Origin of the sequence: Demequina salsinemoris, assembly GCF_000974805.1 — a bacterium.
GTDB classification, from domain to species: domain Bacteria; phylum Actinomycetota; class Actinomycetes; order Actinomycetales; family Demequinaceae; genus Demequina; species Demequina salsinemoris.
The window spans coordinates 588,508-608,452 of the sequence record NZ_BBQZ01000002.1; the positions used below are offsets into that span (position 1 = coordinate 588,508).

A 19,945-nucleotide genomic window follows, 5' to 3' on the forward strand; every position below is an offset into this window, starting at 1 on the left:
CAAGACTGTCGCAACTTGGTAAACAAAGGGTGAAGACACGGCGTCGAGAACGCGACGCGTCGTACGATGCGCGGGTGACCGCCCGCATTCCCTCCGCCGTGCTGACGTGGCGCGAGGACGTCCTCGAGGGCTTCTCGCAGGCCCCGCTCGGGCCCGCGACCCTGGTCCGGTACGAGACCCGTCCCGAGAACCCGCGCGGAGTCGTCCTGATGGTGCACGGCTACAACGACTACTTCTTCCAGTCGCACGTCGCTGAGGCCCTCACGGAGGCGGGCTACGTCTTCTACGCGGTCGATCTGCGCCGCGCGGGCCGCTCGCTGCGCCCCGACGACGTGCCCCACTTCACGACCGACGTCGCCGAGCAGGGCGAGGACATCGCCGCCGCCGCCGAGGCGGTCGCGCGAGCCGAGCAGGGGCTGCCGCTCGCTCTCCATACGCATTCGATGGGGTCGCTCTTCGCGCTGATCCGCCTGCACGACCACGGCGCGGGCCCTGTCGATGCGCTCGTGCTCGACGCCCCCTTCCTCGGTACCGTCGCCACGCGCCTGCAACGTGTCGGCGGGCTCGCGCTGCCCCTGATCGCACGCAGGGATCCGATGTCGATCGTGTCCCAGGGACCCTCCTGGTACGCCACCCATCTGCTGGCGTCCGAAGGTGGCCGCTGGGACTTCGACCCCGCCTGGAAGCGGCCCGACGGGGTGCCCGCGCGGGCCGCCTGGCTGCAGGCGGCGCTGCGCGCGCAGGCCCGCGCGGCCAAGGGCCTCGATCTCTCCATCCCCATCCTGGTCGCGCGGGCGGCCGAGGGCGGCCCCGACTCCCCCGACAATCCCCGGCTCGACGCCCAGGACACGGTCGTCGACGTCGACGCGATCGCGCGCATCGGACCGCGGCTCGGCTCGCGGGTCGAGGAGCTCGTCGTGCCGGACGGCGTCCACGACCTCACCCTCTCGGACGATGCGCCGCGCGCCTTCTACCTGGAACGTCTGGTCGAGTGGCTCGGCCGGGTGCTGCCGGCGCCCGAGGACCCTGGTGCCTGAGCGGCACCCCTACCTCGGCGAGCCGGGCTCGATCGTCGCGCTCGCTCACCGCGGCTTCTCCCGTGAGGGGCTCGAGAACTCGATGAGGGCCTTCCAGTCCGCGGTCGATCTGGGCTTCCGCTACGTCGAGACGGACGCGCACGGCACCGCCGACGGCGTCGCGATCGCGTTGCACGACTCGTCGCTCGACAGGACGACGGACCGGGCAGGTGCGGTGTCGGAGCTTCCCGCGAACGAGGTGCTCGCCGCGAGGATCGGCGGCGTCGAGCCCGTCCCGCTCCTCGAGGACGTCCTGGGGACCTGGCCCGACCTCAACGTGAACATCGACGTGAAGGCCGTCTCCGGCATCGTCCCCGTGGCCGAGGCGATCGAGCGCACCCAGGCGCACGACCGCGTCTGCGTCGCCTCGTTCTCCTCCCGACGGAGGCTCGAGACGGTGAGGCTCCTGTCCCGGCCCGTCGCCACGTCGGCCGCCACGAGCGAGGCCGCGCCGTTCTTCGCGCTCGGCGCGAGCGGGCGAGGCGTGAGCGCCTTGCTCAGGAGGGTCCACCTGCTGCAGATCCCCGAGACGATGCGGGGCGTCACACTGCTCACCCGTCGCCACGTCGAGGCCGCGCATCGCGCGGGCAGACCCGTGCACGTGTGGACCGTCAACGAGGCCGACCAGATGGCGCGCCTGCTCGACTGGGGCGTGGACGGCATCGTCTCCGATCGCGCGGATCTGCTCCGCGACGTCCTGATCGCCCGAGGCGCCTGGAGCTGAACCCTGCTCCCCGAGCGCGCGAGCCGCCCGCTGGCCGGCGCATCGTCCCTGTGTCACGATCTGGGCATGGCAGACGGACGCGCGCCCAATAAGACCCAGCCCACCGCGGTGCCGGTCGCGGACTTCGTCGCCGCCGTCGAGCCGGCACGGCGCCGCGACGAGGCTGAGCGGATCGTCGCGCTGCTGACCGACGCGACCGGCGTGGACCCCGTCATGTGGGGGCCATCGATCATCGGCTGGGGAACGTACACGTATCGCTACGCCTCGGGCCGCAGCGGCGACTGGATGAAGGTCGGGTTCTCGCCGCGCAAAGCGCAGCTCACCTTCTACGGCCTCCAGGACTCCGAGGAGCAGAAGTCGCTGCTGGCCGCGCTCGGCCCGCACACCACGGGCGTCGGCTGCCTCTACGTGAAGAGGCTCGAGCAGATCGAGACGTCCGCGCTCGCCGCCCTCGCGCGGCTCGGGATCGCGCGAGGCGACCACACCGCCTGACCGGGGCGACACGTCACCCCGGACGCGCGAACCGCGTCAGCGCTGCTTCTTGCGCTTCTCTCGCACGCGCACCGAGATCTGGATCGGCGTGCCCTCGAACCCGAACTGCTCGCGCAGGCGACGCTCGATGAAGCGGCGATACGTCGGCTCGAGGAAGCCCGAGGCGAACAGCACGAAGCGCGGCGGCCGAGTCGAGGCCTGCGTGCCGAACAGGATCTTCGGCTGCTTGCCTCCGCGCACCGGGTGCGGGTGCTCGGCGACGAGCTCGCCGAGGAACGAGTTGAGCTTGCCGGTCGAGATGCGCTGATCCCAGCTCGACAGCGCGAGGTCGATCGCGCCCATGAGCCGGTTGGTGTGCCAGCCGGTCAGCGCCGACAGGTTCACGCGCGGCGCCCACGTCAGCTGCACGAGGTCCTTGTCGATCGAGCGCTCGAGCAGGAAGCGCTCGTCCTCGCCCACGAGGTCCCACTTGTTGTACACGAGCACCATGGAGCGGCCCGCGTCGACGACCTGCGAGATGACGCGGGTGTCCTGCTCCGACAGCGGCACCGACGCGTCCATGAGCACGAGCGCGATCTCCGCACGCTCGATCGCGGTCTGCGTGCGCAGCGAGGCGTAGAAGTCGGCGCCCTTGGTCTGGTGCACGCGGCGGCGGATGCCCGCGGTGTCGACCAGCACGAACGGCCTTCCCGCGATCTCGACCGTCTCGTCCACCGGGTCGCGGGTCGTGCCGGCGAGGTCGTGGACGACGACGCGCTGCTCGCCCGCGAGCTTGTTGAGCAGCTGGGACTTGCCGACGTTGGGACGACCGACGAGCGCGATGCGGCGCGGGGTGTCCTCCGCGACCTCGACCTCGGGCATCTCGGTGGGCAGGATCGCCATCGCGGCGTCGAGAAGGTCACCCGTGCCGCGGCCATGCAGCGCGGACACCGCGTAGGGCTCGCCGAGGCCGAGGTTCCACAGCGCCGCGGCCTCGAGCTCACCCTGCGGGCCGTCGACCTTGTTCGCGGCGAGGACCACGGGCTTGCCGGACTTGCGCAGCAGCTTGACGACCTGCTCGTCCGTCGCGGTCGCGCCCACGGTCGCGTCGACGACGAACACGATGGCGTCGGCCAGGTCGATCGCCGCCTCGGCGGCCTGCGCGACCGAGAGGTCGATGCCTGTGACGTTCTTCTCCCAGCCGCCCGTGTCGAGCAGCATGAAGTCGCGCCCCGCCCACTCGGCCGGGTACGAGACGCGGTCACGCGTGACGCCGGGCCTGTCCTCGACGACCGCGAGACGCTTGCCGATGATGCGGTTCACGAGCGTCGACTTGCCGACGTTCGGGCGGCCGATGATCGCAAGCGTCGCCAGCGCCTCCTCGACGACGGGCTCCGGCTCGGAGCCGAGCGCCTCGAGGTCCGACTCGGTCAGCTCGTACGCCTCGAGGCCCGCACGCAGCGCGGCCTCGCGGATCTCGTCGAGGCTCTCCTCGGGATCGGACTCGTGCGGCATCGGCAGCGCGGTCTCACCGGGACCGAGCTCGTCGAGGTCGGCCTCGGTCTCGTCGAAGTCGGTCATCATGCCTCCTGGGCGTCGTTCGCTGCGCGCTCGGCGGCGCGCGGGTCGTCCCTCGGAAGCTCGAGGTCCGTCGTGGTCTGGACTGCGGTGAGGTGGTCACGCAGGATCGCCGCCACGCGCTCCTCCGCCCACGACTGCCGCGCCCTCCCCTTCAGATTGTCAGGGATGTCGAGCGGTGTCGCCTCGCCGAAGTCCATCAGCATACGCCGCCTGAGCTCGGGCCACGCGTGCACCGACTCTCCCGGGAGCCTCGTGCCGAGCACCGCGACGGGCACGAGAGGCGCCCCGGAGCGCAGCGCGAGCCACGCGGCGCCACCGTGCACAGACTCCGCCTCGCCGCCGCCGCGGGTCCCCTCGGGGAACACACCCACCACGTCGCCGCGCTTGAGGACTGCGAGGCCCTGGGCGAGCGCCTCGCGCCCCGAGCCCTCCACCGTGATCTGCTGCGCGGCCTTGAGGAAGCGCCCGAACGTGCCCTCCATCATGTGGCCGCCGATGAGGAAGTGCGAGCCGCGCGGGATCACGCCGTGCAGCAGCGGACCGTCGGCGATCCCGATGTGGTTCGCCACCACGAGCACGGGACCGGTGCGCGGAAGACGGTCCACGTGACGCACCTCGGTGCGCCACATGACCCTGGCCATGAACCGCCCGACCCAGCGCGACCAGCGTGGACCCCAGCGGCTCGGCACCTTCCGATCGGTCGGCCCGCTGCCGGACGCCTTGGAATCGGTCACGACGACTGCTTCGCGAGCGTCAGCACCGCCTGCACGGCCTCCTCGATCGTGAGGTCGGTGGTGTCGACCGTGACGACGCCGTCGGCCGCGGTGTGGAACTCGACGACGGTCGCGTCCTGCTTGTCGCGCCCGAGCACGGCCTCGCGGACGGTGGCCGCATCCGCGCCCTCGCCCGCGCGGCGAGCAACGCGCACGTCCTCGTCAGCGGTCATGAGCACGCGCACGTCAGCATCGGGGGCGATGATCGTCGTGATGTCACGCCCCTCGGCGACGACGCCGCGCCCCTCCGAGTAGCCGCCCTCGCGCTCGGCCGCGATGACGTCCTTCTGCCACTGGCCGAGGATCGCGCGGGCGTCGAGGTTCGTCGCGACCTTCGACACCGACAGCGCGACGGTGTCCGAGCGGATCAGGCGCGACACGTCCTCGCCGTCGAGCACGATCGACGGGTTGTCGGGGTTCATGACGAGCTGGACGTTCATCGTCGCGACCATCGCCGCGACGTCGTCCTTGTTGGTCAGATCCACGCCCTCGCGCAGGCACCACAGGGTTCCGACGCGGTACGTCGCGCCCGTGTCGAAGTACGACAGCTTGAGCCGCCGCGCGACCTCGCGCGCGACGGTCGACTTGCCGGTGCCCGCAGGCCCGTCGATTGCGATCACGATTCCGGTCATGACGAGGCCACCGTCCATCCCGCCTGTTCCAAGGCCTCGACGAGCGGCGGGGCGCTCTCGGGCTCCACGTACAGCGTCGTCAGACCCACCGGCTGGCGCGGCGAGTGCTCGATCGACAGGTCCTCGACGTTCGCTCCTACCGAGGCCGCGTCGGTGAGCAGCCTCACCAGCTGGCCTGGCTCATCGGGGACGATCACGGTGACGCCGCGCCAGTCGCGCGTCTTGCCACCGTGCTTGCCGGGGATCCTCTCGACCTCGAGATTTCCCCGCGCGATGAGGTCCGTGAGCGCCTCGCCGATGTCGTCGGCCTCGCGCACGTCCTCGAGGTCGCCGATGATGTGGTCGAGCGTCGCCACGAGCGCCGTGTGATTGAGGCGCGCGATGTCCGCCCACATCGCGGGCGGCGATCCGGCGATGCGCGTGACGTCGCGCAGCCCCTGGCCGGCGAGCGCCACATCGTCCGCGTGAAGCGGGCCGAGGGCGGCCGCAGCGGCCGACGCGACCACCTGGGGCGCGTGGGAGACCCTCGCGACCGCAGCATCGTGCGCACCGGCCGCCATCTCGACGACGTCGCTCTCGAGCGTGCGCGCGACGGTCCTCACGACCTCGACGGAGGACTCGGGCGCGTCGCCCGCGCACACGACCCACGGGCGCGCGCTGAACAGGTCGGACTGCGCGGCGAGCCCGCCGGAGACCTCGCGTCCCGCCATGGGGTGCGATCCGACGTAGCGTTCGGCGGCTCCCGCGGCCCGCGCCGCGGCGAGCACGGGCGCCTTCACCGAGGACACGTCGGTCACGATCGCCTCGGGCCACGTGCGCAGGGCGTCGGCGACGACGTCGCCCGTGTCCGACGGGCGCACCGCGACGATCACGAGCTCGGGATCGGCGTCGCCGAGCGGGTCGCCGGCACGGATCCCCCACGCGAGGGCCTGAGCACGGTCGGAGGCGTCCGCGATCGTCACGGACCAGCCCTGCGCGCGCAGGCCCAGCCCGATGCTCGCGCCGATGAGGCCGGCACCGATGATGTGCGTCCGAGGAGTCATCACGCCTACTGCGCGAGGTCGCGACGCAGGGCCACGGCCTCGCCGAGGTAGACATGGGCGATGTCGTCGCGCGAGAGGTCGGTGTCGACATGCATCATCACGCGCACGATCCTCGGCAGGGCACCAGGCACCGGGATCTCCTGCGCGCACATGAGCGGAACGGCACCGAAGCCCATCTCGCGGGCGGCCGCGGCGGGGAAGTCGGAGACGATGTCCGGGGTCACGGTGAAGAGGGCGGAGATGACGTCGTCCGTGGTCAGGGAGTTGTCCCGCATGATCGCCGCGACGAGCTCGCGCGTTCGATCGTGAAGGTGCTGCCTCTCATCCACGTCGAGCGAGATGGCACCTCGGATCGCGCGTACGGTCATGGCGCAATCGTATCGTCCGAGGCACGTCGCGGCCGCCGCGGCCCCATGGCCAGCGGCGTCGGGCTACAGCCCCGCGACCTCCATGAGCTCGCCGACCTCGGTACGGTCCAGCTGCCGCACCTCGCCCGGAGCGAGCGTGCCGAGCCGGACGGGCCCGAACTGGGTGCGGACGAGCTCGACGACGGGGTGCCCGACCGCGTCGAACATGCGCCGGACGATGCGGTTGCGGCCCTCGTGGAGCTCGACCTGGACGAGCGAGTGATCGCCCGAGATGTCGAGGATCACGCACGACGTGACGCGCACCGGCCCGTCGGTCAGGTCCACACCCTCCTTGAGGAGCGTCGGGAGGCCCTTGGCCACGCGGCCCTCGACCTTCGCCACGTAGATCTTCGAGACTCCGTGCGTGGGGTGCGCGAGGCGGTTCGCGAGGTCCCCGTCATTCGTCAGCAGGATCACGCCCGTGGTCTCGGCGTCGAGCCTGCCGACGTGGAACAGGCGCTCCTTGAAGTCGGCCACGTACTGGTCGAGCGCGGGACGCCCCTGCGGGTCCTGCATCGTCGACACCACGCCGAACGGCTTGTTGAGGACCACGGTCACGTGCGCGTCGTCCACGCTGATGCGCTTGCCGTCGACCTCGATCGCGACGTCGTCGGGGTCCACGCGCACGCCGAGCTGGTCGACGACCTCGCCGTTGACCTGCACGCGACCGGCCTCGATCATCTCCTCGCACTTGCGGCGCGAGCCGACACCCGCCGACGCGAGCACCTTCTGGAGGCGGATGCCCTCGGGGCGGTGGATCTCGAGCTCGGCCATCATCGGGCTCCCTCGGAATCCGTGCCGTCGAGCTCCGCGAGCTCGGGCAGGAACGGGGCGAGCGGGGGCAGCTCGTCAAGCGACGACATCCCCATGCGCTCGAGGAACTCGGTCGTGGTGCCGTACAGCAGCGCTCCCCCGGTCTCGCCGACCTCGGTCACGAGCCCGCGCGCGCTCAGCGTCTTCATCACAGAGTCAACGTTAACTCCCCGGACCTGGGACACCTGACCACGGGTCACCGGCTGACGGTACGCGACCACGGCGAGCGTCTCGAGCGCGGCCTGCGACAGGCGCGCCGACTGCCCCTCGACGACGAAGCGTCCCACGACGTCCGCGTACAGGCGCGACGAGTAGATGCGCCATCCGCCGTCGACCTCGCGCAGCTCGAAGCCGCGCGGAGCCTCAGGGTTCGCGTACTCGTCCCGGAGCGTCTCGAGCTCCGCGATCACCTGGTCGACCGGGACCTCGAGAGCCGCGGCGAGCTGGTCCGGCGGCACCGGCTCGCCCACGACCATCAGCACCGCCTCCAGGGCGCCCCTCACGTGTGCGTCCATCAGCGCTCTCCCTCCTCGTCGCGGCGCTCAGGTTCGCGCGCCGCCTCCAGCCCGACGCCCATCGCGTCGTCCTCGTCGAACTCCGCCGACACGTCGACATCGTCGCTGCCGCCGGTCCAGCGCACCGTGAGCTCGCCGAGCGACCTGGCCTGCTCGAACGACACCGCGGCCTCGCGGAAGAGCTCGAGCAGCGCGAGGAAGCGTGCGACGACCACATGCACGTTCTCCGCGTCGGCGACGAGCGCTCGGAACGTCACGGACCCCGCGTGCTGGAGCCGCGTGACGATGACGTGCGCCTGGTCCCGCACGCTCACGGCGGGGTTGTGCAGGTGGGCCAGGGACACCGTGGGCGGGGCCTTCGGCTCGAGCGCCTTCGCGGCGAACGTCGCGAGCATCTCGGGAGTGATGCTCCACACGAGCTCGGGCAGCAGCATCGCGAAATGCTCCTCGAGCGGCACGTCGCGCGGCATGCGGCGCGGCGCCTCGAGCATCGTCTCGAACCGTCCTGCTACCTCCTTGAAGGCGCGGTACTGGAGCAGGCGGGCGAACAGCAGGTCGCGCGCCTCGAGCAGCTCGAGGTCCTCGAGGTCGTCGACCTCGCCCTGCGGCAGCAGGCGCGCGGTCTTGAGGTCCAGGAGCGTCGCGGCGACGACGAGGAACTCGGAGGCCTGGGACAGGTCCCAGTCGGTCTCGTGGGTGCGGACGACGCTGAGGAACTCGTCCGTGACGCGCGCGAGCGCCACCTCCGTGATCTCCATCTGGTGCTTGGAGATGAGGCTCAGGAGCAGATCGAACGGTCCCTCGAAGTTGTCGAGGTGGACCTCGAACCCCTTGCGTGGCGCCTGGTCCGGCACGAGCGGGCCGGCGGTCATGCTACGCGGCGACCCCACGCGTCACGAGCTCGCGCGCGAGCTTGCGATACGACTCCGAGCCGGCGTGCGACGGCGCGAACGCGAGGATCGGCTCCGCGGCGACCGTGGCGTCGGGGAACTTCACGGTGCGCGCGATCATCGTCTCGGTGACGCGGTCCCCGAAGCGCTCGCGCACCCGCTCGACGACCTCCTGAGCGTGCAGCGTGCGGGAGTCGTACATGGTGGGGATGATCGCGTCCATCGACAGGCGCGGGTTGAGCCGGTCCTGGACCTTGGTGATCGTGTCGACCAGCAGCGCGACGCCGCGCATCGCGAAGTACTCGCATGCGAGCGGGATGAGGACGCCGTGCGCCGCGACGAGCGCGTTCACGGTCAGCAGGCCCAGCGACGGCTGGCAGTCGATCAGCACGACGTCGTAGTCGTCGACCACGTCGCGCAGCGCGCGGGCGAGCGCGCTCTCACGTGCGACCTCGCCGACCAGCTGCACCTCCGCGGCGGACAGGTCGATGTTCGCGGGCAGGAGGTCGAGGTTCTCGTAGGCGGTGCGCATGATCACGTCGGCGGTCTTGACGTCGGACCTCAGCAGCAGGTCGTACACCGTCGTCTTGAGGTCGTTGGAGTTGACTCCCAGGCCGGCCGACGCCGCTCCCTGCGGGTCGAAGTCGACGAGCAGCACGCGGCGGCCGTACTCCGCGAGGGCCGCGGCGAGGTTGACCGAGGTGGTCGTCTTGCCCACCCCGCCCTTCTGGTTGCACAGAGCCACGACGCGGGCGGGCCCATGGCTGGTCAGAGGCTGCGGTTCGGGGTAGTCGGTCACGCGCCCAGATTACCGTTTCGTCACGCCCGCGACTCACGGGCACGCGGGTGCGCGAGCACGTACGCCTCGCGCAGCGAGTCGCGCGTCACCAGGGTGTACACCTGGGTCGTCGTGACCGACGCGTGGCCCAGCAGCTCCTGCACCACGCGCACGTCGGCGCCGCCGGAGATGAGGTGCGTCGCGAACGAGTGGCGCAGCGTGTGCGGGCTCACGTCGGGGATCCCCGCCCGCTCGGAAGCCGCCCGCAGGATCGTCCACGCCGATTGGCGCGACAGCCGTCCGCCGCGCGCGTTGAGGAACAGCGCGGGCGTGCCCTTGCCCGCGGCCGCGAGGCCGGGGCGTCCCCGCACCAGGTAGGCGTGAAGCGCGTTCGTGGAGAACGCGCCCAACGGGACGATGCGCTCCTTGCGTCCCTTGCCTCGCAGGAGAACCGATTCGCTCCCCCGCTCGAGCACCGCATCGTCCACGTCGAGGCCGACGGCCTCGGAGATGCGCGCGCCCGTCGCGTACACGAGCTCGAGCAGGGCGCGGTCCCGCAGCGGCGCGATGCCGTCGCCCGCGGAGGCGGCCTCGAGGATGGCCTCGACCTGATCCGTGGCGATCGCCTTGGGCAGACGCCGCGGCACCGCACGGGGCTTCACCTGGAGGGACGGATCGTCATCGCTCCAGCCCTCGAGCACCGCGAACCTGTGCCAGCCGCGGACCGCCACCACGACGCGGGACGCGGATGCGGGCGCGAGCGCCTTGCGGCCGTCATCGCCCGTGCCGAGCGCCTGCGCGAACTCGGACACGTCGCCACGCGTGACGCCGCGCAGGGACTCGATGCCCCTGGCGGACAGGAAGGCCTCATATCTCGCAAGGTCGCGGCGGTAGGCGGCGAGCGTGTTGTCGCTCAGCCCGCGCTCGACGGCCAGATGGGCCAGATAGCCCTCGCGCTGGCCCGCGAGCACGTCAGGACCAGACCGACAGGGCGTCCGGGAGGAACGGGTCGACGAGCACGGCCGCGAAGACGATCGTGAGATACACGATCGACTGACGGAACAGCCGCATCTCCTTGAGCTTCTGGTCCCCACGCTGCGAGCGCACGTACAGCTGCACGCATCCGACGACGAACCATGCCCCGGCGCCGGCCGCGGCCGCGAGGTAGACCCACGTCATGCCGCCGACCGGGACGAGCACGAGGCTCGTGAGCACCATGGCGACCGCGTAGGCGATCATCTCGATCGCGACGCGACGCGTCGGCGCCACGACCGGCAGCATCGGGACCTCGGCGTGCGCGTAGTCCTTGCGGAACTTCATCGACAGCGGCCAGTAGTGCGGCGGGGTCCAGAAGAAGACGATGAGGAACAGCAGGAAGGGCTCCCACGCGAGCGAGTCCGTGACCGCGGCCCAGCCGATGAGCGCGGGCATGCATCCCGCGATGCCGCCCCACACGATGTTCTGCGACGTGCGGCGCTTGAGGATGAGCGTGTAGCCCACCACGTAGCCGAGGATCGCGAGGAGGGTCAGCCCCGTCGCGAGAGGCGAGCCGACGACGAACCAGAACCAGGCAAGGCTCACGGCACCGAGGATCCACGCGAAGTTCCTCGCGCCCCGGACCGAGACCTCCCCCGTGACCAGGGGCCGGTTGCGGGTCCTGTTCATGATCGCGTCGATGTCGCGGTCGATCAGGCTGTTGAACGCGTTGGCCGAGCCCGCGGACAGGTAGCCGCCGAACAGCGTCGCGAAGGTGAGCCCCATCGGGGGCCAGCCACCCGCGGCCAGCACCATCGCCGGCAGCGTCGTCACGAGCAGGAGCTCGATGATGCGAGGCTTCGTGAGAGCGACGTAGGCCTTGAGAACCCGCGTGGCGAGCAGCCACCGCGGTACGGCTGGCGCCGGCACGTCCTGAAGAGCTGGCGCTGGCGTGGGCATGCGCACAGTCTAAGCCGCGCCCGGCCCGATCTAGGACCTCGGTCCCGGAGAAGGCGCGTAGTGTGTCGCTGTCCGCCCCTCCCATCGGAGCGACGCCCCAGGGTCACGACGATGGGGCGCCCTCATCGACACGGCGCATCCTCGTGACTACTAGGCTGTGGACGTCAGAATCGATCACACTTCACTGGAGTTTCTGTGAGCCTCAACTGGACCGCCGCTGACCACCGCGCCGTCGACACCCTCCGGGTGCTCGCCGCCGACTCTGTCGAGAAGGTGGGCAACGGGCACCCCGGCACCGCGATCTCGCTGGCGCCCGCCGCATACCTGCTCTTCCAGAACGTCATGCGCCACGACCCCGCCGACTCGACGTGGATCGGTCGCGACCGCTTCGTCCTCTCGGCCGGCCACTCGTCGCTGACGCTGTACCTGCAGCTGTTCGCCTCCGGCTACGAGCTGTCGCTCGACGACCTCAAGTCGCTGCGCACCGAGGGCTCCAAGACCCCCGGCCACCCGGAGTACGGCCACACCGACGGCGTGGAGATCACCACCGGCCCGCTCGGCTCGGGCATCGCATCGTCCGTCGGCATGGCGATGGCCGCCCGCAAGGAGCGCGGCCTGCTCGACCCCGACGCCGCGCCCGGCACGTCGCCGTTCGACCACTTCGTGTACGTCATCGCGGGCGACGGCGACCTGCAGGAGGGCGTCTCGCACGAGGCCTGCTCGCTCGCCGGCACGCAGGAGCTCGGCAACCTCATCGTCATCTGGGACGACAACAAGATCTCGATCGAGCACGAGACCGACATCTCCTTCACCGAGGACGTCCTGAAGCGCTACGAGGCGTACGGCTGGCACACCCAGCACGTGTCGTGGCTCGGCGACGGCGAGTACAAGGAGGACCCGGCCGCGCTGTACGACGCGATCCAGGCCGCCAAGTCCGAGACCGGCAAGCCGTCGATCATCCGCCTCAGCACCATCATCGGCTGGCCCTCGCCCACCAAGCAGAACTCCGGCGGCGTGCACGGCTCCGCGCTCGGCGCCGCCGAGGTCGCGGGCCTCAAGGAGGTCCTCGGCTTCGACCCCGAGAGCAGCTTCGTCGTCGAGGACGACGTCCTCGCGCACATGCGCGGCGTCAAGGAGCGCGGCCAGCAGGCCCACTCCGAGTGGAACGCCGGCTTCTCCCGCTGGGAGGCCGAGCAGCCCGAGCGTGCCGCGCTTCTCGAGCGCCTGCAGACCCGCGCCCTGCCCGAGGGCTGGACCGACGCGCTGCCCGAGTTCGAGGTCGGCACCTCGGTCGCGACGCGCTCCGCGTCCGGCAAGGTGCTCACCGCCCTCGCGCCCGTGCTGCCCGAGCTCTGGGGCGGCTCGGCCGACCTCGCCGGATCGAACAACACCACCATGGACGGAGAGCCGTCGTTCCTCCCGCCGCACCGCTCCACGCACTCGTGGCCGAACGGCGACTGGTACGGACGCACGCTGCACTTCGGCATCCGCGAGTTCGGCATGGGCACGATCCTCAACGGCATCACGCTCCACGGCCTGACCCGCACGTACGGCGGCACGTTCCTCGTGTTCTCCGACTACATGCGCGCCTCGGTCCGCCTCGCGGCCCTCATGCAGATCCCGACGACCTTCGTGTGGACGCACGACTCCGTCGGACTCGGCGAGGACGGCCCCACGCACCAGCCGATCGAGCACGTCGCGACCCTGCGCGCGATCCCTGGCCTCGACGTGCTCCGCCCCGCGGACGCCAACGAGACCGCCTACGCGTGGAAGGCGATCCTCGAGACCACCGACCGCCCGTCGGCGATCATCCTGACCCGTCAGAACGTCCCGACCCTCGAGGGCACCTCCGCCGAGGGCGTCGACAAGGGCGCGTACGTCCTCGCCGGCGCCGACGAGGACGCCGACGTGCTGCTCATCGCCACCGGTTCCGAGGTCTCGGTCGCGGTCGGCGCTCGCGAGCTTCTCGCGGCCGACGGCGTGAAGGCGCGCGTCATCTCGATGCCGTCGCGTGAGCGCTTCGAGCGTCAGGACGCCGCCTACCAGGAGTCCGTCCTGCCCGCGGCCGTGAAGGCACGCGTCTCGGTCGAGGCAGGCTCCTCGCTCGGCTGGCGCGAGCTCGTCGGCGATGCCGGCCGTGTTGTGGGCGTCGACCACTTCGGCGAGTCGGCCTCGGGCGGCCTCCTGCTCAAGAAGTACGGCTTCACCGCGGAGAACGTCGCCGCCAAGGCACGCGAGTCTCTCGAGGCCTGAAGTTGACCCGATTCCTCAGCACCTGGGTCGGCGTCGACAATGAGGCTCATGTCGCGGTCACCGTCGGCGGCGATGTCGCCGAGACCGCGGCGTCTCTGACGCCCACCCTGGTCGAGGAACGCGTCGCGTCGCGCCTCGGCGCCAGCGATCCCACCCTGTGGGGCGCGGGCGCCGAGGCCGACGCTCGGCTCCAGCTCGGCTGGACCGACCTGCATGAGACGGCGCGCCGTCACCTCGGACCGCTCGAGGAGCTCTTCGTGGATCTCCGCGGCGAGGGGGTCACGCGCGTCGTCCTCGTCGGGATGGGCGGCTCGACGCTCGCCCCCGACGTCATCTGCGCCACCTACGGCGTGCCCCTCGTGACCCTCGACTCGACCGCTCCCGCACAGGTCAGGAAGGCCGTCGGCGGCGACCTCTCGGCCACGGTCGTGGTCGTCTCCTCCAAGTCCGGCGCGACCGTCGAGACGGAGGCCCTGCGCGAGACTGTCGAAGAGGCGTTCCGGGCGCAGGGGATCGACCCCCGCCGGCGCATCGTCGCCGTGACGGACCCGGGCTCGCCGCTCGAGGCGAAGGCCCGCGCGGTCCCCTACCGCGCGCTGTTCCTCGACGATCCGCACGTCGGTGGCAAGTTCTCCGCCCTGTCCGCCTTCGGTCTGGTCCCCGCAGCGCTCGCCGGGGTCCCGGTGCTCGAGGTCCTCGACGAGGCCGCGGCCGTCGCCGCGTCGCTCGAGGAGGACGACCTCGCCAACCCCGCGCTCGTCCTCGCGGCGGCCCTCGCGGGTCCCCGCTCCACCCTCGTCGTCTCCGACCACGGCTCGGGTCTCGTCGGTCTCGCCGACTGGGTCGAGCAGCTCGTGGCCGACTCCACCGGCAAGGACGGCGTGGGAGTGCTTCCGGTCGTCGCCGCCCCCGCAGCTCCCGACCTGCGCCAGGGGGACGCCATCGACTGCAGGCTCGTCGCCCTCTCCGCTGACGACGACGGCACCGGCGCGGAGATCACCGTCGGAGGCACGCTCGGTGGGCAGCTGCTCCTGTGGGAGCACGCCGTCACGATCGCGTGCCGCCTGCTCGGCGTCAGCCCCTTCGACGAGCCCGACCTCGAGGCATCGAAGGCCGCGACGCGAGACCTGCTCGGCTCCCCCGCCCCCCACGGCGATCCCGCGTTCGTCGACGACGCCATCGAGGTCCGAGGCAGCGCGACGCTCCTCGATGGCGTGGACACGGTCGCGGACGCGCTGACCCGGCTCGAGGACTGCGTGGGAGCCGACGGCTATCTCGCGGTCCTCGCGTACCTGGACCGCGACAGCGGCAACGGACTGCCGCACTCGCGGCGTCCGCTCGCCCAGCGCCTCTCCCGCCCCGTCACGTTCGGCTGGGGCCCCCGCTACCTGCACTCGTCCGGCCAGCTCCACAAGGGCGGGCCCCGCACGGGAGTGTTCCTGCTGCTCACCGCAGACTTCGAGGAGGACCTGGAGATCCCGGGCCTGCCTTACACCTTCGGCACGCTCACCCGAGCGCAGGCCGAGGGCGACGCCCACGCACTCGAGGCCATCGGCCGTCCGGTGCTGCGGCTTCACCTCACCCATCGTTCGCAGGTCGCCCGCGTGGCGGCCCTACTGGAGGGATGACCTCGAGTGAATCCTCTGCGTGATCCCCGGGATCGCAGACTCCCCCGCATCGCCGGCTCATGCGGCCTCGTCATGTTCGGCGTGACCGGTGACCTGGCCCGCAAGAAGCTCATGCCCGCGGTCTACGACCTCGCCAACCGCGGCCTGCTGCCGCCCGCATTCGCGCTGACCGGATTCGCGCGCCGTGAATGGGGTCGGGAGGACTTCGCCGAGGTCGTCTACGACTCTGTGCGCGAGCACGCGCGCACGCCGTGGAGCGATGAGACCTGGCGCCAGCTGTCCGAAGGCATCCGCTTCGTCCAGGGCACCTTCGACGATCCCGAGGCCTTCGCCGAGCTTCGTCGCACCGTCGAGGACCTCGACGAGCGTCGCGGCACCGGCGGCAACCACGCCTTCTACCTGTCGATCCCCCCGTCCGCGTTCCCCCAGGTCGTCACGCAGCTGCGCGACTCCGGCCTGTCGGACCCGAAGGAGGGCACCTGGCGCCGCGTCGTGATCGAGAAGCCCTTCGGCCACGATCTCGAGTCCGCCGAGCGGCTCGACGCGGTGGTCTCCGAGGTCTTCCCGCCCGACTCGGTGTTCCGCATCGACCACTACCTGGGCAAGGAGACGGTCCAGAACCTGCTCGCGATCCGCTTCGCGAACCAGCTCTTCGAGCCGATCTGGAACTCCCAGTACATCGACCACGTGCAGATCACGATGGCCGAGGACATCGGCATCGGCTCGCGCGCCGGGTACTTCGACGGCATCGGCACCGCCCGCGACGTGATCCAGAACCACCTCCTCCAGCTCTTCGCTCTCACCGCGATGGAGGAGCCCGCGAGCTTCGAGGCCGCCGACCTGCGCACCGAGAAGGAGAAGGTGCTGCGCACGGCGCAGCTGCCCGAGGACCTCGGCCTCGGCACCGCCCGCGGTCAGTACGCCGCCGGCTGGCGCGGCGGCGAGCAGGTGGGTGGCTTCCTCGACGAGGACGGCATCTCCCCCGACTCGACCACCGAGACCTACGCCGCGATCCGCCTCGGCCTGCCCAACCGTCGCTGGAACGGCACGCCGTTCTACCTGCGCGCGGGCAAGCGCCTGGGACGACGCGTGACCGAGATCGCGCTCGTGTTCAAGAAGGCGCCCTCACCGTACTTCCAGCACATCCAGGGCAGCGACGTCGGCACCAACGCCCTCGTCATCCGCGTGCAGCCCGACGAGGGCGTGACGCTGCGCTTCGGCTCCAAGGTCCCCGGGTCCACCATGGAGGTGCGCGACGTCACGATGGACTTCGCGTACGGCAACGCGTTCACGGAGTCCTCGCCCGAGGCGTACGAGCGCCTCATCCTGGACGTCCTGCTGGGCGATCCGCCGCTGTTCCCCCGCCAGGAGGAGGTCGCGCTGTCCTGGCAGATCCTCGACCCGATCACCGAGTTCTGGACCACCCAGGGCCAGCCCGAGCCGTACCGCTCGGGAACCTGGGGCCCGCCCAGCTCGGACGAGATGATGGCACGAGACGGAAGAGTCTGGAGGCGCCCGTGATCATCGAGCTCCCGAACACCACCACGTCCGCGATCGCGAAGCGACTGGTCCAGTCGCAGCACGAGGGCGGCGTGATCACCCTGGCGCGCGTGATGACACTTGTGATCGATGCCAAGGGCGCCGATCACGACGCCGCGATCGCGACCGCCAACGTCGCCTCGCGCGAGCACCCGTGCCGCATCATCGTCATCGCCCCCCAGCAAGGCGTCGAGGCGCGCCTCGACGCCGAGATCCGCGTCGGCGGCGACGCGGGCGCGTCCGAGGTGATCGTGCTGCGTCCCTCCGGTGCGCAGGTGGGCCACGACGACACGCTCATCACGCCGCTCCTGCTGCCCGACGCTCCGATCGTCGCATGGTGGCCGGCCGACGTGCCGCAGGAATGCTCCGTGACCGGCCTGGGCAAGATGGCCCAGCGTCGCATCACGGACGCCAAGGGCAGTGCGGACCCCGAGTTCGTCCTGCGCTGCCTCGCGCACGACCACCGCAAGGGCGACACCGATCTCGCGTGGACCCGGCTCACCCGTTGGCGCGCGCTGCTCGCCTCCGCGCTCGAGCAGGTCAAGGTGCCCGTCGTCACCAAGGCTCGGATCCACGGGGACATGAACAGCCCGTCGATCCTGCTCCTCGGCGCGTGGCTCAAGAACGTGCTCGGCTGTGAGATCGAGGCGACCTACGACGCCTCGGTGTCCGCGCTCCAGCACATCGTCCTCGAGACGCCGTCCGGCGAGATCGGCATCAGCCGCCCCGACGGCCACCATGCGACCCTGTCGCAGCCCGGTCAGCCCGACCATGTCATCGCCCTGCCCGCCCGCACTCTCGACGAATGCCTCGCCGAGGAGCTGCGCAGGCTCGACGACGACCCCGTCTACGGCGAGACGCTCGCCGCCTTTGGAGGCCAATCATGAACCGCAGGATCCTCGTGATGCCCGACCGCGACGCGGTCGCCCGCACCGCGGCCTCGCGCCTGCTCGTCACCATCCAGGACGTCCTCGCCGCCCAGCCGGTCGCGCACGTCGTCGTCACGGGCGGGACGGTCGGCATCGGCACGCTCGTCGAGGTGGCCCGGTCACCGCTCGCCGGCGATGTCGACTGGACTTCGGTTCACGTCTGGTGGGGCGACGAGCGCTTCGTCGCCTCGGGTGACGGCGACCGCAACGAGGGCCAGGCGCAGGAGGCGATGCTCGGTGCGCTGCCGCTTCCCGAGGAGAACATCCACCGGATGGGGTCCTCGTCGGACCACGCGACCGCCGAGGACGCCGCCGAGGCGTATCGCGCCGAGATGTCCGCCGCCGGCGACCCCGCGTGGGACGTGCTCATGCTGGGGCTCGGCCCCGACGGGCACGTCGCGTCGCTCTTCCCCGGGCACGCGAGCTTCACCGACGGCGGCCCCTCGGCCTACGCCGTGCACGACTCCCCCAAGCCCCCGCCCACGCGCGTCACGCTGTCCCGCGAGACCATCCAGCGCGCCAAGCGGGTCTGGGTCGTCGCCGCCGGCGCCGAGAAGGCCGAGAAAGTCGCGGCCTGCATCCACGGCGACGAGTCGCTGCCCGGAGCCGTCGCCCGGGGCACGGACGAGACGCTGTGGATGATCGACGCCGCAGCGGCGACGGGAATCTAACCCGTCCGCTGCGCCGCGAAGGGCCCCGCCGCAAGGCGGGGCCCTTCGCGTCCCCGCTGCTCCCCCGGCCCAGCCCCCGCATCGTCCCGACATCCGCATCGTCCCTACCCACGGCTTCGTCTCGGCCTTCGCGCGCCAGTGGGAACTGAGTGCTGGATTTGGCACGGATCCTGCACTCAGTTCCCTCCAGCGCGCGCGGCGGCCCGATCGGCGCATGCGCCCCGCCCCGCACGGGCCGCATGCCGTCACAGAGGCCGCCCCGAACATGCGAAAGCGCCCCCGCCGTGTGGCGGGGGCGCTTATCGCATCAGCGGGGCAGCGTCATGGGGAAGCGGTCAGTGCCGCTTGCCCATCAGCAGGTCGCGGCCCTCGGGCTGCACGCCCTCGGCCGGGCCGAGCTTGGCACGCACCGTCGCGACGATCGCGTCGATGTCGAACTCAGCGGGCTTGGAGTAGATCTCCTCGCCGTCGGCGGTGAACGTGAAGACGCCCTTGCGGCCCGTCTTCAGCGTCACGCCCTCGAGCGCGTTGCCGAACTCCTCGAGCAGCCGGGTCTGAGCCTCCGTCGCGCGCGGCAGGTAGCCGCACGGAACGCAGTACTCGATCGTGATCTGCATCAGTCGGCGACCGCGACGGCGTCGCCGCGGCGCTCGCGCAGGCCGGCGAGCGCCTCGTTGAGCAGGGCCTCGCCCTCCTCGTCCGAGCGACGCTCCTTCACGTACGCGAGGTGCGTCTTGTACGGCTCGTTGCGCATGGGCTCCGGCGGGTTGTCCGGGTCCAGGCCGCCCGGAAGCCCGCAGCGGGGGCAGTCCCACTCGAGCGGGATCTCCGGGTCCTCGAGCTCCTCGCTCAGCGCGAAGCTGGGCGACGTGACGTGGCCCTTCGCGCAGTAGTAGCTGACCGTCTTGCGAGGCGCGGACTCACCGCGCTCGTTCTCGCCCATGGGGCCCGCGCCGACGCGCGAGCCACGGATAGCGTTTCCACCAGCCATCGAGTGTCTTTCCCCCTCAGGATCGGTAGGTCACAGCGCGAAGCGCTGGATGAGGCCAAGAAGCACGATCACGAGGAACCATGAGATGGCGGCCCCCCACGTGAGTCGGGACAGGTTGCGCTCGCCCACCGAGGAGGACTGGATGCCGGAGGCGATGCCGCCGCCGAACATGTCGGTGATGCCGCCGCCGCGTCCGCGGTGCATGAGCACCAGGCCGATGATCGCGATGCTCAGCAGGACGAGCAACACCCAGAGGATGTTTTCCAGAATTGCCACGGTACTCCCAGGACGTCGTT

Annotated in this window: 22 protein-coding genes; 8 read left to right on the forward strand and 14 right to left on the reverse strand. The window is 71.1% G+C overall.

Translation table 11 applies throughout. The features are described from left to right. The first annotated feature begins 74 nt into the window (after positions 1–74). From AOP78_RS06290 to AOP78_RS06300, 3 genes are all read left to right on the forward strand, one after another. Positions 75–1,037 carry an alpha/beta hydrolase gene (locus AOP78_RS06290; protein WP_236685306.1) on the forward strand — a complete coding sequence of 321 codons (963 nt, stop codon included), beginning with the start codon at positions 75–77 and terminating at the stop codon, positions 1,035–1,037. Then, complete coding sequence (locus tag AOP78_RS06295) at positions 1,030–1,800, forward strand: glycerophosphodiester phosphodiesterase family protein (RefSeq protein ID WP_062202350.1); 771 nt, start codon at positions 1,030–1,032, stop codon at positions 1,798–1,800. The genes AOP78_RS06290 and AOP78_RS06295 overlap by 8 nt, the downstream gene beginning before the upstream one ends. Before the next feature lie 66 nt (positions 1,801–1,866). Continuing rightward, entirely contained in the window at positions 1,867–2,292 is a 426-nt protein-coding gene (locus tag AOP78_RS06300; RefSeq protein ID WP_062202351.1) for a DUF1801 domain-containing protein, read from the forward strand. A 36-nt stretch (positions 2,293–2,328) separates the two neighbouring features. Here the strand turns inward: AOP78_RS06300 and der are convergent, their stop codons facing one another. The 11 genes from der to AOP78_RS06355 form a co-directional block, all read right to left on the reverse strand. After that, positions 2,329–3,852 carry a ribosome biogenesis GTPase Der gene (gene der, locus AOP78_RS06305; protein WP_439645019.1) on the reverse strand — a complete coding sequence of 508 codons (1,524 nt, stop codon included), beginning with the start codon at positions 3,850–3,852 and terminating at the stop codon, positions 2,329–2,331. Then, positions 3,852–4,586 (reverse strand): lysophospholipid acyltransferase family protein, encoded by a 735-nt coding sequence (locus AOP78_RS06310; RefSeq protein WP_062202352.1) that lies wholly within the window; start codon positions 4,584–4,586, stop codon positions 3,852–3,854. The genes der and AOP78_RS06310 overlap by 1 nt, the downstream gene beginning before the upstream one ends. After that, the gene (gene cmk, locus AOP78_RS06315) at positions 4,583–5,257 is read right to left on the reverse strand and encodes a (d)CMP kinase (protein ID WP_062202613.1); all 675 of its coding nucleotides are present in this window, start codon (positions 5,255–5,257) and stop codon (positions 4,583–4,585) included. The genes AOP78_RS06310 and cmk overlap by 4 nt, the downstream gene beginning before the upstream one ends. After that, positions 5,254–6,300, reverse strand: coding sequence for a prephenate dehydrogenase (locus AOP78_RS06320; RefSeq protein ID WP_083979901.1), 1,047 nt, complete (start codon positions 6,298–6,300; stop codon positions 5,254–5,256). Before AOP78_RS06320 ends, cmk begins: the two co-directional genes overlap by 4 nt. Positions 6,301–6,305: 5 nt before the next feature. Beyond that, the gene (gene aroH / locus AOP78_RS06325; RefSeq protein ID WP_062202353.1) at positions 6,306–6,668 is read right to left on the reverse strand and encodes a chorismate mutase; all 363 of its coding nucleotides are present in this window, start codon (positions 6,666–6,668) and stop codon (positions 6,306–6,308) included. A gap of 63 nt (positions 6,669–6,731) precedes the next feature. Then, positions 6,732–7,481 carry a pseudouridine synthase gene (locus AOP78_RS06330; RefSeq protein ID WP_062202354.1) on the reverse strand — a complete coding sequence of 250 codons (750 nt, stop codon included), beginning with the start codon at positions 7,479–7,481 and terminating at the stop codon, positions 6,732–6,734. Next, positions 7,481–8,035 carry an SMC-Scp complex subunit ScpB gene (gene scpB / locus AOP78_RS06335; protein WP_062202355.1) on the reverse strand — a complete coding sequence of 185 codons (555 nt, stop codon included), beginning with the start codon at positions 8,033–8,035 and terminating at the stop codon, positions 7,481–7,483. The genes AOP78_RS06330 and scpB overlap by 1 nt, the downstream gene beginning before the upstream one ends. Continuing rightward, complete coding sequence (locus AOP78_RS06340) at positions 8,035–8,907, reverse strand: segregation and condensation protein A (RefSeq protein ID WP_062202356.1); 873 nt, start codon at positions 8,905–8,907, stop codon at positions 8,035–8,037. The genes scpB and AOP78_RS06340 overlap by 1 nt, the downstream gene beginning before the upstream one ends. 1 nt (position 8,908) lies before the next feature. Further along, complete coding sequence (locus AOP78_RS06345) at positions 8,909–9,724, reverse strand: ParA family protein (RefSeq protein WP_062202357.1); 816 nt, start codon at positions 9,722–9,724, stop codon at positions 8,909–8,911. Positions 9,725–9,744: 20 nt separating this feature from the next. After that, entirely contained in the window at positions 9,745–10,674 is a 930-nt protein-coding gene (locus AOP78_RS06350; RefSeq protein WP_062202358.1) for a site-specific tyrosine recombinase XerD, read from the reverse strand. Position 10,675: 1 nt separating this feature from the next. Continuing rightward, a complete protein-coding gene (locus AOP78_RS06355) occupies positions 10,676–11,638 on the reverse strand; it encodes a heme o synthase (RefSeq protein WP_083979871.1) in 963 nt (320 codons plus the stop codon). A gap of 195 nt (positions 11,639–11,833) precedes the next feature. On the opposite strand from AOP78_RS06355, the gene tkt reads away from it, so the two are divergent. Genes tkt through pgl form a run of 5 tightly spaced genes read left to right on the forward strand, consistent with a single transcriptional unit; the run spans position 11,834 to position 18,658 of the window. After that, positions 11,834–13,891, forward strand: coding sequence for a transketolase (gene tkt, locus AOP78_RS06360; RefSeq protein WP_062202359.1), 2,058 nt, complete (start codon positions 11,834–11,836; stop codon positions 13,889–13,891). Positions 13,892–13,893: 2 nt separating this feature from the next. Beyond that, complete coding sequence (locus AOP78_RS14995) at positions 13,894–15,519, forward strand: phosphoglucose isomerase-related protein (protein WP_236685307.1); 1,626 nt, start codon at positions 13,894–13,896, stop codon at positions 15,517–15,519. 6 nt (positions 15,520–15,525) lie between these two features. After that, complete coding sequence (gene zwf, locus AOP78_RS15000; RefSeq protein WP_062202360.1) at positions 15,526–17,040, forward strand: glucose-6-phosphate dehydrogenase; 1,515 nt, start codon at positions 15,526–15,528, stop codon at positions 17,038–17,040. After that, a complete protein-coding gene (locus AOP78_RS06375; protein WP_062202361.1) occupies positions 17,037–17,945 on the forward strand; it encodes a glucose-6-phosphate dehydrogenase assembly protein OpcA in 909 nt (302 codons plus the stop codon). Before zwf ends, AOP78_RS06375 begins: the two co-directional genes overlap by 4 nt. After that, the gene (gene pgl, locus AOP78_RS06380; protein ID WP_062202362.1) at positions 17,942–18,658 is read left to right on the forward strand and encodes a 6-phosphogluconolactonase; all 717 of its coding nucleotides are present in this window, start codon (positions 17,942–17,944) and stop codon (positions 18,656–18,658) included. The genes AOP78_RS06375 and pgl overlap by 4 nt, the downstream gene beginning before the upstream one ends. A gap of 335 nt (positions 18,659–18,993) precedes the next feature. Here pgl and AOP78_RS06385 read toward each other — a convergent pair whose 3' ends face one another. From AOP78_RS06385 to secG, 3 genes are read right to left on the reverse strand one after another with little or no spacing between them, the layout of a single operon-like run. Further along, positions 18,994–19,275, reverse strand: a complete 282-nt coding sequence (locus tag AOP78_RS06385) for a SelT/SelW/SelH family protein (RefSeq protein WP_062202363.1) — start codon at positions 19,273–19,275, stop codon at positions 18,994–18,996. After that, entirely contained in the window at positions 19,275–19,649 is a 375-nt protein-coding gene (locus AOP78_RS06390) for an RNA polymerase-binding protein RbpA (RefSeq protein WP_083979872.1), read from the reverse strand. Before AOP78_RS06390 ends, AOP78_RS06385 begins: the two co-directional genes overlap by 1 nt. 30 nt (positions 19,650–19,679) lie before the next feature. Then, positions 19,680–19,925, reverse strand: coding sequence for a preprotein translocase subunit SecG (gene secG, locus AOP78_RS06395; RefSeq protein WP_062202365.1), 246 nt, complete (start codon positions 19,923–19,925; stop codon positions 19,680–19,682). Positions 19,926–19,945 lie beyond the last annotated feature (20 nt).